Source organism: Amycolatopsis nalaikhensis (assembly GCF_030264295.1).
GTDB classification, from domain to species: Bacteria; Actinomycetota; Actinomycetes; order Mycobacteriales; family Pseudonocardiaceae; genus Amycolatopsis; species Amycolatopsis nalaikhensis.
In genome coordinates, this window is record NZ_CP127173.1 from 6382015 (window position 1) to 6395160 (window position 13146).

Consider the following 13146-nt stretch of genomic DNA (forward strand, 5'->3'; position numbering starts at 1 on the left):
CGGTAGCCTCTTGGCCGTGTCCGTGTCCTCGTCCAGTTCCCAGGTGCCGAAAAGCCCGGTGAAAGCGGTCCCCGCGCCGCCCCGCCCGGCGCGCATCGACCCGGTCCCGCTGGCGACGCTGCTCGCCAGGGCGGACGCGCGCCTGATCGCCGACTCGCCCGACGCCGCCGACCTCACCGTCACCGGCACCACCCTGCGGGCCCAGCACGTGCTGCCCGGCGACCTCTTCGCGGCGCTGCCCGGCGCCCGCGCGCACGGCGCCGACTTCAGCGACCAGGCGGTCGCGGCCGGGGCCGTCGCGGTGCTGACCGACGCCGAAGGCGCCGAGCGGCCCGCCCTGCGCGACGCCGGGGTCCCGATCCTGGTCCACGCCGACCCGCGCGCCGCCCTCGGCGAGATCGCCGCCTGGATCTACGGCGAGCCATCCCTGCGGTTGGCCGTCCTCGGCGTCACCGGCACGTCCGGCAAGACCACGACGTCCTACCTGGTCGACGCCGGGTTGCAGGCCGCCGGCCTGACCACCGGCCTGATCGGCACGGTCGAGACCCGCATCGCGGGCGAACGCCTGGTCAGCGGCTTCACCACGCCGGAGGCGCCCGACCTGCAGGCGCTGCTCGCGGTGATGCTCGAGCGCGGTGTCACGCACGTGCCGATGGAGGTCTCCAGCCACGCGCTCGCGCTGGGCCGGGTCAACGGCACCCGGTTCGCGGTCGGCGCATTCACCAACCTCTCCCAGGACCACCTGGACTTCCACAAGGACATGCAGGAGTACTTCGCCGCGAAGTCCCTGCTGTTCGACGGCCGCTCGACCACCGAGGTCGTCGTGGTCGACAGCGCGTGGGGCCAGGCGCTGCTCACGCCGCAGACGATCACCGTGACCACCGATCCCGGCACCGAGGCCGCGTGGAAGGCCACGGACCTCGAAGCCACCCCGGACGGCGAGCAGACGTTCACGCTGCACGGCCCGGACGGCCTCAGCGCGCCCGCCCGGATCCCGCTGCCCGGCGAGTTCAACGTCGCCAACGCCGTGCTGGCCGCCGCGATCCTGAGCACCGCGGGCGTGTCGCTGGAACACATCGTCACCGGCCTCGCCCAGGTGCAGGTGCCGGGCCGGATGGAGCGGATCTACGTCGGCCAGGAGTTCACCGCCGTCGTCGACTACGCGCACAAGCCGGCCGCGGTCGCGCAGGGCCTGGACGCGCTGCGGGCCCGCGCCGAGGGCCGGATCATCACCGTGCTCGGCTGCGGCGGAGACCGCGACACCGCCAAGCGCCCGATGATGGGCGAGGCGGCGGCCCGGCGCAGCGAGGTCCTGATCGTCACCGACGACAACCCGCGCTCCGAAGACCCGGCCGCGATCCGCGCCGCGATGCTGGCCGGCGCCCGCGCGGTCGGCCCGGCCGAAGGCGGCGAGGTCGTCGAAATCGGCGACCGCCGCGAAGCCATCGCGCACGCCGTCGCGCTCGCCGAGCCGGGCGACATCGTCTTCGTCGCCGGCAAGGGACACGAGTCCGGCCAGGAGGCAGGCGGCGTCGTGCACCCGTTCTCCGACCGCGACGAGCTGGCCGCGGCCATCCGCAACAAACTCGAGGTGAGTGTGTGATCGTGCTCAGCCTGGCCGAGATCGCCGACGTCGTCGGCGGCCGGCTGCACCACGCCGACCCGGGCGCGCGGGTGACCGGCACCGTGGAGTTCGACACCCGGAAGCTCACGCCCGGCGGCCTGTTCGTCGCGCTGCCGGGGGAGAAGGTCGACGGCCACGACTTCGCCGCGCAGGCTGTCGAGGCGGGCGCCGTGGCCGTGCTGGCCGCCCGCGAGGTCGACGCGCCCGCGATCGTCGTCCCGCCGCTGGCCGCGGGCGAGGCCCACGAGCGGTCGGTCGCGCTGACCGGCGACAAGGACGGCTCCGGCGCCGCCGTGCTGGCCGCGCTGGCCAAGCTCGCCCGGTACGTCGTCCAGCGGCTCTCCGAGGGGAACCTGACCGTCGTCGGCGTCACCGGGTCCTCCGGCAAGACGTCGACGAAGGACATCATCGCCCAGCTGCTCGAGCCGCTCGGCCCGACGGTCGCGCCGCCCGGGTCGTTCAACAACGAACTGGGCCACCCCTGGACCGCCCTGCGCGCCGAGGCGGAAACCCGGCACCTGGTGCTGGAGTTGTCCGCGCGCGGGCCCGGCCACATCGCCCACCTCGCCGAGATCGCCCCGCCGCGGATCGGCGTGGTGCTCAACGTCGGCAGCGCGCACGTCGGCGAGTTCGGCTCGCGCGAAGGCATCGCGAAGACCAAGGGCGAGCTGGTCGAGGCCCTGCCCGAGGACGGCGTCGCGATCCTGAACGCCGACGACCCGCTGGTCAGCGCGATGGCGAGCCGCACGAAGGCCCGCGTGGTGTTCGTCGGCGAAAGCCCGTCCGCGCAGATCCGCGCGGAGAACATCACCGTCGACGACCAGGCCCGCGCGTCCTTCCGGCTGGTCACCCCGGCGGGGGAGGCCGACGTCAAGCTCCCGCTGCACGGCGAGCACCACGTCGGCAACGCGTTGTCCGCGGCCGCGGTCGCTCTCGAGCTGGGCGCGACGACCGAGGAGATCGCCCAGCGCCTCTCCGGGCTCGAACGGCGGTCCGCGCGGCGCATGGAGGTCGTCACCCGCGAAGACGGCGTGACCATCCTCAACGACTCCTTCAACGCCAACCCCGAGTCGATGCGGGCCGGGCTCAAGGCCCTCGCCGCGATGACGCGGGAGACCGGCCGCCGGTCGTGGGCCGTGCTCGGCGTGATGGGCGAGCTCGGCGCGGACGCGGTCACCGCGCACGACGAGATCGGCAGGCTCGTCGTGCGGCTCAACATCGCCAAGCTCGTCGTGATCGGGCCCGAGGCGGCGGCCATGCACCAGGGGGCGCACCAGGAGGGTTCCTGGGGCGAGGAGTCGACTCTGGTACCCGACGTCGAGGCCGCCGTCGCCCTGCTGCATGATCAGCTCCGTCCCGGGGACGTGGTGCTGGTCAAGGCCTCCAAGGCGGCCGGCCTCTGGCGGGTCGCCGAAGCACTGCTCGAACCCCGGGAATCCGGCAACTCCGAGAATCGCTCGAACGGTGGTGACGCGTGATCAGCATCCTGATCGCGGCCGCGGCGGGCCTGCTGATCTCCATCCTGCTCACGCCCTACCTGATCCGGGTCTTCTCCCGGCAGGGCTTCGGCCAGGAGATCCGTGAGGAAGGCCCGCAGGGACACAAGTCCAAGCGCGGTACCCCGACCATGGGCGGCGTGGCGATCATCGTCGCGATGGTCGTCGGGTACTTCGCCGCACACCTGATCAACTGGATGTTCAACTCCCGCAGCGGCGCGCCGACGGCCTCCGGGCTGCTCGTCCTGATGCTCGCGGTGGGCCTGGGGATCGTCGGGTTCCTCGACGACTTCATCAAGATCCGCAAGCAGCGCAACCTGGGGCTGAACAAGACCGCGAAGCTGGTCGGCCAGCTGGTCGTCACGGTCGCGTTCGCGGTCCTCGCGCTGAACTTCGCGGACTCGCGGGGCATCACGCCCGCGTCGCAGAGCCTCTCCTACGTCCGCGACCTCGCGCTGATCACCTTCCCCGCGGTGTTCTTCGTGATCTTCTGCTACATCGTCATCTCGGGCTGGTCGAACGCGGTGAACTTCACCGACGGCCTCGACGGCCTGGCCGGCGGCTCGGCGGCGATGGTGCTGGCGACCTACGTCGTCATCTCGTTCTGGCAGGAGCGGCTCAACTGCGCCAACGGCCCGGCGCCCGCCTGCTACGACGTCCGCGACCCGCTCGACCTGGCGGTGGTCGCCGCCGCGGCCACCGGCGCCTGCGTCGGGTTCCTCTGGTGGAACGCGGCCCCGGCGAAGATCTTCATGGGCGACACCGGCTCGCTGGCCCTCGGCGGCCTGGTCGCCGGGCTGTCCATGACGACCCGCACCGAGCTGCTCGCCATCGTCATCGGCGGCCTGTTCATGGTCGAGATGATCTCGGTGGTCGCGCAAATCGCGGTCTTCCGGACGACCCGGCGAAGGCTGTTCCGGATGGCGCCCTTCCACCACCACTTCGAACTCGCCGGGTGGGCGGAAACCACGGTCATCATCCGGTTCTGGCTGCTGTCCGCGATCTGCTGCATGTTCGGTCTCGGCCTGTTCTACAGCGAGCAGCTGGGCTTCGGAGGCTGACGTTGGACATCGCCGGTCGTCACGTTCTCGTCGCCGGTGCGGGGGTCACCGGGAAGTCGATCGTGCCCGTGCTCACCGACCTCGGCGCACGCGTCACCGTCACCGACGGCAACGCCGAGCGCCTGGCCGAGCTGGACGGCCTGGGCGCCGAGCTGGTGCCCGGGCTGACCGAGCCGCCCGAAGGAACAGTTCTCGTCGTCACCAGCCCCGGCTGGCGGCCGACGTCGCCGTTGCTGGTGGCCGCGGCCGAGGCGGGTGTCGAGGTGATCGGCGACGTCGAGCTGGCCTGGCGCGTCGGGCAGCTGCGCGACCACCCGCCCGCGTGGCTGGTGGTCACCGGCACCAACGGCAAGACGACCACCGTCGGCATGCTCGAATCGATCCTCAAGTCGGCCGGGGCGAACGCCGTGGCCTGCGGGAACATCGGCTACGCGGCCCTCGACGCGGTCCGTGCGGGTTACGACGTGCTGGCCGTGGAGCTGTCGAGCTTCCAACTGCACTGGTCCTCGACGCTGGCCCCGGACGCGGCCGTGGTGCTCAACCTCGCCGAAGACCACATCGACTGGCACGGCTCGATGGACGAGTACGCCGCTGCGAAGGGCCGCGTCTACGCCCGGGCCAAGGTGGCGGTGCACAACGCCGACGACGAGTGGTCGACGCGCATCGCCGAAGAGCACGCGCCGGAGAGCGCCCGCCGCGTCGGCTTCCAGCTCGACACCCCGCGCGCCGGGGAACTCGGCCTGGTCGAAGACCTGCTGGTCGACCGCGCCTTCGTCGCCGACCCGGCGACCAGCGCCGAAGAACTGGCCACCCTCGCCGACGTCCGCCCGGCGGGCCCGCACAACGTCTCGAACGCCCTGGCCGCGGCCGCGCTGGCCCGTGCCCACGGCGTCTCGCCGGAGGCCGTGCTGAAGGGCCTGCGCGAGTACCAGCCCGCCCCGCACCGGGCGGTCGAGGTCGCCGAGATCCGCGGCGTCCGGTACGTCAACGACTCGAAGGCGACCAACCCGCACGCGGCCGCCGGGTCGCTGCGGGCGCACGAGAGCATCGTGTGGATCGCCGGGGGCCAGCTCAAGGGCGCCTCGGTCGACGAACTCGTGAGCAGCATCGCTGGCCGCCTGCGCGGGGTTGTGCTACTCGGGGTCGATTCACCCGTGATCGCCGCCGCGGTCGCGCGACACGCGCCGGATGTCCCGGTGAACAGCCTCCGTCCGGGTGACGATGAACCCATGACTGCGGCGGTGAGTGCGGCCAGCGCGATGGCCCGGCCTGGTGACGTGGTGCTGCTGGCACCCGCCGCGGCGTCGTTGGACATGTTCCGCAACTACGGCGAGCGCGGCGACGCGTTCGCCGCGGCGGTGCACGTCCTTCGCGACGACGCAGCGGGGGAGCCGAGTGACGGTAACTGAGCCCAAGACCGACAAGCCGCCCAAGCGGCCGCGCCGCGAGCGCAAGGAGAGCGGCTTCGTCGCCTTCCGGACCGCGCTGACCGCGTGGCTCTCGCGTCCGCTGGCGTCGTTCCACCTCGTGCTCGCCCTGACCGGCGTGCTGACCGTCATCGGCATCGTCATGGTGCTTTCGGCGTCCTCGGTCGGTTCCTACAACCCGAAGACCGGCAGCGGGGTCTACTCGCTGTTCACCAAGCACCTGGTGTTCGTCGCGATCGGGTCGGTCGTGTTCTGGCTGGGCCTGCGGGTCAACCTGGAGCGGATCCGCCGGATGTCGGCCACCGCGACGGTGATCTGCCTCGGCCTGCTGGTCCTCGTGCTCACCCCGCTCGGCTCGACGGTCAACGGCTCGCAGGGCTGGTTCAAGCTCGGCGACTTCACCTTCCAGCCGGTCGAGGCGGCCAAGGTGGCGCTGGCCTTCTGGGGCGCACACATCCTGGTGATCAAGTACAACGTCATCCACCAGTGGCGGCACCTGCTGGTGCCGGTGGTACCGATCGCGCTGCTGATGTTCGCCCTGGTCATGCTGCAGCCCGACCTCGGCGGCACGATCACCCTCGCCGTGGTGCTGCTGGCCCTGCTGTGGTTCGCCGGCGCCCCGAAACGGCTCTTCGGCGTGATCCTCGCCGGTGGCCTGGCCGGGGTGCTGGTGCTCGCCGTCATCGCGCCCTACCGGCTCGCCCGCGTCATGTCGTTCCTCTCGCCGGACGCCGACACGAGCGCCGAGGGCTTCCAGGCCAACCAGGCCAAGCTGGCGCTGGCCGACGGCGGGTTCCTCGGCAAGGGCCTCGGCCAGGGCACGTCGAACTGGGGCTACCTGCCGAACGTGCAGAACGACTTCATCTTCGCCCTGATCGGCGAGGAGCTCGGGCTGATCGGCTGCGTGGTCGTGCTCGCCCTCTTCGCCGGGGTCGCCATCGTCGGCCTGCGGATCGCCACCCGCAACATCGACCCGTGGATCCGGATCGTCTCCGGCACGCTGACGGTGTTCCTGGTCGCCCAGGCCGGCATCAACATCGGCTACGTCGTCGGCCTGCTGCCGGTCACCGGCGTCACGCTGCCGCTGATCTCCTACGGCGGGACGTCGCTGGTGATCACCATGCTCATCATGGGGGTGCTCGCGAACGCCGCCCGGCACGAACCGGAGGCGGTGGCCGCACTGCGCACACAGGGGCCGGGTAAATTCGGACGCCTGCTGCGGCTGCCCGCGCCCGATCCGTACCGCCCGCCCGCCACCCGCAAGGGAGCGGCGCGCGCCGGGGCGAAGGCGGCCAGGCCCGCGCCCCGTGCGGCGCGGCCCGCCCCGGCGCAGGAACGACGCAGGTCGGTCCGCGAGCCGGTGCGCCGCAGCGCGGCACGGAGCACGGCCACGTCTCGCGGCGGGGCCGCGCGGACAACAGCGAGCCGTGGTACCCGGAGTACCGCGAACCGGAGAGGTCATTGGTGAGTAAGCCCGTCAAGGGAACCGAGCGAGCCGCTGCGGGCAAGGCGCCCGTGGTCGTGGTCGCCGGAGGTGGCACCGCAGGACACATCGAACCCGCCCTCGCCCTGGCCGACGCCGTCATGCGGCTGCGCCCGGACGCGAAGGTCGTCGCGCTGGGCACCGAGCGCGGCCTGGAGAACAAGCTCGTCCCGGCCCGCGGCTACCCCCTCGAGCTGATCCCGCCGGTGCCGCTGCCCCGCAAGCCGACACCCGAACTGGTCAAGCTGCCGCTGAAGGTCCGCGACTCGGTCCGCAAGACCCGCGAAGTGCTGGAGCGCGTCGGCGCGGACGTCGTCGTCGGCTTCGGCGGCTACGTCGCCCTGCCCGCCTACCTGGCCGCGCGCGGGCGCGTCCCGATCGTCGTGCACGAGGCCAACAAGTCGGCGGGCCTGGCGAACAAGGTGGGTGCGCGGTTCGCCGCACGCGTCGCGGTCGCCGTCCCCGGCACGCCGCTGCCGAAGGCCGAGGTCGTCGGGATCCCGCTGCGGCGGTCGATCACGGCCCTCGACCGGGCCGCGCTGCGGGCCGAGGCGCGCGAGTTCTTCGGCCTGGACCCGGACGCGCCGACGCTGCTGGTGTTCGGCGGATCGCAGGGCGCGCAGTCGATCAACGCGGCCGTGTCCGGCGCGGCGAAGGACCTCGCGGACGCCGGCGTCGGCGTCCTGCACGCGCACGGCCCGAAGAACACGCTGGTCGTGCAGGAGTTCCCGGGCAAGCCGCCGTACGTGCCGGTGCCGTACCTGGAGCGGATGGACCTGGCCTACGCCGCGGCCGACGTCGCGATCTGCCGCTCGGGCGCGATGACCGTCGCCGAGGTGACCTCGGTCGGGCTGCCCGCGGTGTTCGTCCCGCTGCCGATCGGCAACGGCGAGCAGGCCACCAACGCGCGGCCCGCGGTCGACGCCGGAGCCGCGCTGATGGTCTCCGACGGCGACCTCAGCCCGGGCAAGGTCGCCGAGCTGGTCGTCCCGCTGGTCACCGACGCCGACCGCGTCGCGAAGATGGGCGCGGCCGCGGTCGGCATGGGCCACCGCGAAGCCGACGAGACCCTCGCCCGCATCGTTTTGGAGGCCGCCGGTGCCTGAACTGTCTGAAGAGCTGCGCCGGGCGCACTTGATCGGGATCGGCGGTGCCGGGATGTCCGGCATCGCGCGGATTCTGCTGGCGCGCGGCGCTTTCGTGTCGGGCTCGGACGCCAAGGAGTCGCGCGCGCTGCTGTCGCTGCGCGCCCAGGGCGCCGAGCTGTTCGTCGGTCAGAGCGCGGCGAACATTTCCGCGTTGGCAGAGCCGCCGTCGGCCGTGGTCGTCTCGACGGCGATCAAGGAGACCAACCCGGAGCTGGCCGCGGCGCGCGAGGCGGGCATCCCGGTGCTGCACCGGGCCCAGGCGCTGGCCGGGCTCATGGAAGGCCACCGCGTCGCCTGCATCGCCGGGACGCACGGCAAGACGTCGACGACGTCGATGCTCACGGTCGCGCTGCAGCACTGCCGCCTCGACCCGTCGTTCGCGATCGGCGGCGACCTCAACGAATCCGGCGCCAACGCCCACCACGGCGAGGGCGGCATCTTCGTCGCCGAGGCCGACGAGAGCGACGGCTCGTTCCTGACGTATTCGCCGTCGGTCGCGGTCGTGACGAACGTCGAGCCGGACCACCTGGACCACCACGGCACGGCCGAGGCCTACACGAAGGTCTTCACCGACTTCGTCGGCCGGATCGTGCCGGGCGGGCTGCTGATCGTCTGCGCCGACGACGCGGCGGCCGACGAACTGGGGTCGCAGGCCGAGGAGATGGGTGTGCGCGTGCGCCGGTACGGCCGCACGGCGACGGACGCCCGGGTGTTGGACTACGCCCCGGCGCCGGACGGCGGCGTCGTGCGGCTCCTGCTGGACGGCTCCGAGCTATCGGTGCGGGTCGCGGTGCCGGGCGAGCACATGGCGTTGAACGCGGTCGCGGCGCTGCTGGCCGGGATCGAATTGGGCGCGCCGGCAGCTGAGCTGGCCGAGGGGCTCGCGGCGTTCGGCGGTGTGCGTCGCCGGTTCGAGTTCAAGGGCCGCGCGGCGGACGTCCGCGTCTACGACGACTACGCCCACCACCCGACCGAGGTGGCGGCGCAGCTGCGCGCGGTGCGGACCGCGGCCGGGTCCGGCCGGGTCGTCGTCGTGTTCCAGCCGCACCTTTACTCGCGGACGAAGATGTTCTCGGCGGAGTTCGCGTCGGCGCTGTCCTTGGCCGACGAGGTCGTCGTGCTGGACGTCTACGGCGCTCGCGAAGAGCCGGAGCCGGGCGTGACCGGCGCGTTGATCGCCGACGGCGTGACGGTGCCGGTGCACTACGAGCCCGCGTTCGACGTCGCCCCCGGGCTGGTCGCCGGGCTGGTGCGCGGCGGCGACCTGGTCGTCACGATGGGCGCCGGGGACGTGACGCAGCTGGGTCCGGAGATCCTCGCCGAGCTGGACAAGCGCTGAGCCGATGAGTCCGACCCGGGAACGCCGCCGTCCGTCCGAAGAGGACGAACGGGATCGCGCCGCCCTGGCGCGGGAACGGCGAGGACGGCGGTCCGAAGAGGAGCGCCGCCGCACCCGCGCCGCGCGCCCCGCGACGCGCAACCGGCCGAACCGCCAGGTGGAGATCCGCCGCCGCTGGGTCGCGCTGCTCACGGTGCTGACCGTCGTCGCGGTGGTCTACCTGCTGTTCTTCAGCTCGATGCTGGGCGCGAAGGAGGTCTCGGTCGCGGGCGCGCGCACGGTGCCGGCCGACCAGATTCGCGCGGTGGCGGCGGTCCCGGTCGACAAACCGATGATCCGGCTGAGCACCGACGAGATCCGCGACCGGGTGGCGGCGATGCCGGGCATCGCGACGGTCGAGGTGTCGAGGTCCTGGCCGAACACGGTCGAGATCACGGTGACCGAGCGGACGGCGATCGCGTTCTTCGACAGCGGCCCGGGAGGTGACGGAGTCCACCTGGTCGACGGCGGCGGCGTGGTGTTCAAGACGGTCCCGTCGCGGCCGGCGGGGCTGCCGGAGCTGAAGCTGCCGAAGGTGTCGGCGGACGACCCGGTGACGCGCGCGGTGACGGCGGTGCTCGGGGTGATCCCGGAGCAGCTGCTCAAGCAGGTCACGACGGCGACGGCGAAGACCCCGGCGAGTGTCGAGTTCACGTTGTCGAGCGGCAAGATCGTCCGCTGGGGGACGGCGGAGCAGACGGACCGCAAGGCCAAGGTCCTGGCGGCGCTGCTGACCCAGGAGGGCAAGATCTACGACGTCGCGGCGCCCGAGCTGCCGACCATCACCTCCTGAAGTCTTCAATTCGAGTGCCTTCGGGTTCTCGTATGCCGTACGGTCTCGTACGGCATACGAGAACAAGGAGGGTGTTCGATGACAGTTCTGGTGACGGGGGCGACCGGCAGCGTCGGGCGGCTGGTGGTCGACGAGCTGCTCGCGGCGGGGGCCTCGGTGCGGGCCCTCACGATTGATCCCGGACGCGCGAAGCTGCCGCCGGAGGCCGAGGTGGTCGTCGGGTCGCTGGCGCGGCCGTCCACTCTGCCGCTCGACGGCGTCGACGCGGTCTACCTCGCGCCGATGGCTCGGACCGTCCGGCGGTTCTGCGAACTGGCCATCGACGCGGGCATCAAGCGGGTCGTGGCGCTGTCGGGCAGCAGCGTCGGTGACGGCCACGAAGGCTCCAGCGGCAACGAGTACGGCGCGGTGGAGGCCGCCGTCCGCGAGGCGGGTTTTGCCTGGACCTTCCTGCGCCCCGGCGTCTTCATGAACAACACCCTCGACTGGGCGGACATGGTCCGCGCGGGCGAGGTCGCGATGGCCTACGGCGACGCGACCCAGACCCCGATCGACCTCGGCGACATCGCCGCCGTGGCGGCCCGCTTGCTCACGACCGAAGGGCACGTCGGCGCCACGTATGTCCTCAGTGGACCGGAGGCGATCAGCCTCCGCGGGCAGGTCGCAACCTTGGAAACGGTGCTGGGCAAGGAAATCCGGTTCCGCGAACTGACCCGCGCGGAGCAACGCGCGCAGTGGGTCGGCTTCGGCGTTCCCGAGCTGGCCGTCGACTGGCTGCTCGACGGCTTCGAGGAAACGTTGCGGCACCCGCAGGTGCCGACCGGGGTCGTCGAAGAGCTGCTCGGCCGCCCGGGAACCACGTACGCCGAGTGGGTCGCGGCGCGGCGCGAGGTGTTCGCTTAGACCTCGGTGCGCGTCATCCCGGCCAGTCCGATGAGCGGGAGCGCGCCCGCGAAGACGACGACCGCCGTCCAGCCGCCCAGGTGGTAGGCGATCGACCCCGCCTGGGAGCCGATCGCGCCGCCGATGAAGAACGTGCCCAGGTACACGCTGTTGACGCGGGCGCGCGCCGACGGGTCGAGCTGGTAGATCACGTGCTGGCCGGTCACCAGCGTCGCCTGCACCGCCGTGTCGATCGCGATCGCCGCGATCGCCAGCAGGATGACGCTGTGCGCGCCGAACCCGGCGAGCGCGAACGCCGCCGCGCACAGGGCGAACGCGCCCGCGGTGAGCCGCCGGCCGTGGCCGTGGTCCGACCACCGCCCGGCCAGCGGTGCCACTGCGGCGCCGGCCGCGCCCGCCAGCGCGAACAAGCCGACGCCGAGCTGGGTGTAGTTGAACGGCGGCGCCGTCAGCACGAACGCGATCGTCGTCCAGAACGCGCTGAACGCCCCGAACATCGCCGACTGGTAAAGCGCACGGTGGCGCAACGCGGGGTGTTTCTTCCACATGGCCAAAGTGGATCGCAACAGCTGTCCATAGTGGACGTCCGTTTTGGGCGCCCGGCGCGGCAGGATGAAGCGCAGCACGACGGCGAGCGCGGCCATCGCCGCGGCCGAGATGAGGAAGACGACACGCCAGCTGGTCACCTCGGCCAGCAGGCTGGCGACGACGCGGGAAAGCAGGATGCCGAAGAGCAGGCCGCTGACGACGCGTCCGACGATCCGGCCGCGGATGGCGTCGGGCGAGATGTCGGCGGCGAAGGGGATGAGGATCTGCACGACGACCGACGCCGCCCCGACGACGAGTGACGCGACGAGCAGCACGACGAACCCGGGCGCGACGCCGGTGACGACCAGCCCGGCGCAGGCGAGCGCGAGCAGGGCGGCGACGAGCCCGCGGTTCTCCCGGCGGTCACCGAGCGGGACGAGCAGCAACATCCCGGTGGCGTAGCCGATCTGGGTGGCGGTGACGACCCCACCGGCGGCGGCCTCGCCGACGCCGTAGGTGCCGCGCAGCTCGGCGAGCAGCGGCTGGGCGTAGTAGAGGTTGGCGACGGTCAGTCCACAAGAGACGGCAAGCAGCAGCACCAGCCAGCCGGGTGGCGCCTGTTGCCTCGTGTCGGTCATCGTGCCCCCTGGAACCGGTTTGATCGGTTCCCGACGGTACCAGTCAAACCGGTTCCGGCGTACTGTGACCCGCATGACGGAGAGATTCCGCGCGGGAGCGGGCAGGCTGTGCCTCGACTTCATCCGGACGCTGCGCTACCGAGGCACGCCGTCGGAGCTGGAGGAACTCCCGGACGCGGCGGCGTGGGGAGCGTGGATCGACCAGCTGGGCCCGTTCTCGACGCCGGTCCACCCGGCATCGGCGGACGACGCCCGGGCGGTGCGAGAGGCGGTGCACGAGCTGCTCACGACATCGGCCCGCCCCTCGACGCGGCGGCGGTTGAACCAGTTCGCGGCTCTGCCGGTACCTGCTCCTTCGTTGACACCGTCGGGCGAATTGCGTTGGCAGGCTTCGGATCCTGCGTCGGCGATGTTGTCGTTGCTGGCTCGGGACGCGCTGGATCTGGTGACGTCGCCGGAGTTCGCGCGGGTCCGGCGGTGCGCGGGTCCTGAATGCGGCGCGCTGTTCCTGGACACGTCGAGGCCGGGCACGCGGCGGTGGTGCTCGATGGAGATCTGCGGCAACCAGGCGAAGAAGTCGACATATCGAGCCAAGGCGGGCGCGTCCTGACGCGCGGTTATGCGAACACGCGACTAGAACTCTCCGTGTCCTTGATGGCACCCTCCG

11 protein-coding genes are annotated in these 13146 nt (G+C 72.1%); 10 read left to right on the plus strand and 1 reads right to left on the minus strand.

Translation table 11 applies throughout. The features are described 5' to 3' along the window. Positions 1-58: 58 nt before the first annotated feature. The 9 genes from QP939_RS31275 to QP939_RS31315 all read left to right on the plus strand — a co-directional run bounded on the left by QP939_RS31275 (position 59) and on the right by QP939_RS31315 (position 11313). Positions 59-1603 carry a UDP-N-acetylmuramoyl-L-alanyl-D-glutamate--2,6-diaminopimelate ligase gene (locus tag QP939_RS31275; RefSeq protein WP_285459890.1) on the plus strand — a complete coding sequence of 515 codons (1545 nt, stop codon included), beginning with the start codon at positions 59-61 and terminating at the stop codon, positions 1601-1603. Then, the gene (locus QP939_RS31280) at positions 1600-3102 is read left to right on the plus strand and encodes a UDP-N-acetylmuramoyl-tripeptide--D-alanyl-D-alanine ligase (RefSeq protein WP_285449776.1); all 1503 of its coding nucleotides are present in this window, start codon (positions 1600-1602) and stop codon (positions 3100-3102) included. The genes QP939_RS31275 and QP939_RS31280 overlap by 4 nt, the downstream gene beginning before the upstream one ends. Continuing rightward, a complete protein-coding gene (gene mraY / locus QP939_RS31285) occupies positions 3099-4181 on the plus strand; it encodes a phospho-N-acetylmuramoyl-pentapeptide-transferase (protein ID WP_285449778.1) in 1083 nt (360 codons plus the stop codon). Before QP939_RS31280 ends, mraY begins: the two co-directional genes overlap by 4 nt. Positions 4182-4183: 2 nt before the next feature. Next, positions 4184-5590: a UDP-N-acetylmuramoyl-L-alanine--D-glutamate ligase gene (gene murD / locus QP939_RS31290; protein WP_285449779.1), complete on the plus strand. Its 1407-nt coding sequence runs from the start codon at positions 4184-4186 to the stop codon at positions 5588-5590. Further along, positions 5577-7076 carry a putative lipid II flippase FtsW gene (ftsW, locus tag QP939_RS31295; protein WP_285449781.1) on the plus strand — a complete coding sequence of 500 codons (1500 nt, stop codon included), beginning with the start codon at positions 5577-5579 and terminating at the stop codon, positions 7074-7076. Before murD ends, ftsW begins: the two co-directional genes overlap by 14 nt. Further along, positions 7073-8197 carry an undecaprenyldiphospho-muramoylpentapeptide beta-N-acetylglucosaminyltransferase gene (gene murG, locus QP939_RS31300; protein WP_285449782.1) on the plus strand — a complete coding sequence of 375 codons (1125 nt, stop codon included), beginning with the start codon at positions 7073-7075 and terminating at the stop codon, positions 8195-8197. The genes ftsW and murG overlap by 4 nt, the downstream gene beginning before the upstream one ends. After that, on the plus strand, positions 8190-9578 hold the full coding sequence (gene murC / locus QP939_RS31305; RefSeq protein WP_285449784.1) for a UDP-N-acetylmuramate--L-alanine ligase: 1389 nt from the start codon (positions 8190-8192) through the stop codon (positions 9576-9578). The genes murG and murC overlap by 8 nt, the downstream gene beginning before the upstream one ends. Positions 9579-9582: 4 nt before the next feature. Then, positions 9583-10410 (plus strand): cell division protein FtsQ/DivIB, encoded by an 828-nt coding sequence (locus QP939_RS31310; RefSeq protein WP_285449786.1) that lies wholly within the window; start codon positions 9583-9585, stop codon positions 10408-10410. A 78-nt stretch (positions 10411-10488) separates the two neighbouring features. Then, the gene (locus QP939_RS31315; protein WP_285449787.1) at positions 10489-11313 is read left to right on the plus strand and encodes an NAD(P)H-binding protein; all 825 of its coding nucleotides are present in this window, start codon (positions 10489-10491) and stop codon (positions 11311-11313) included. Here QP939_RS31315 and QP939_RS31320 read toward each other — a convergent pair. Next, positions 11310-12479, minus strand: coding sequence for an MFS transporter (locus QP939_RS31320; protein WP_285449788.1), 1170 nt, complete (start codon positions 12477-12479; stop codon positions 11310-11312). The genes QP939_RS31315 and QP939_RS31320 overlap by 4 nt on opposite strands. A 73-nt stretch (positions 12480-12552) precedes the next feature. Between QP939_RS31320 and QP939_RS31325 the strand changes: the two genes are divergently transcribed. After that, a complete protein-coding gene (locus tag QP939_RS31325; protein ID WP_285449789.1) occupies positions 12553-13089 on the plus strand; it encodes a CGNR zinc finger domain-containing protein in 537 nt (178 codons plus the stop codon). The last annotated feature ends 57 nt before the right edge of the window (positions 13090-13146 follow it).

What these genes read in the sequence shown, in the direction of transcription:
- QP939_RS31310 (WP_285449786.1), top strand. Translation starts at nt 9,583, where the DNA reads ATGAGTCCGACCCGGGAACGCCGCCGTCCGTCCGAAGAGGACGAACGG.
- QP939_RS31325 (WP_285449789.1), top strand. Translation starts at nt 12,553, where the DNA reads ATGACGGAGAGATTCCGCGCGGGAGCGGGCAGGCTGTGCCTCGACTTC.
- QP939_RS31315 (WP_285449787.1), top strand. Translation starts at nt 10,489, where the DNA reads ATGACAGTTCTGGTGACGGGGGCGACCGGCAGCGTCGGGCGGCTGGTG.
- QP939_RS31320 (WP_285449788.1), bottom strand. Translation starts at nt 12,479, where the DNA reads ATGACCGACACGAGGCAACAGGCGCCACCCGGCTGGCTGGTGCTGCTG.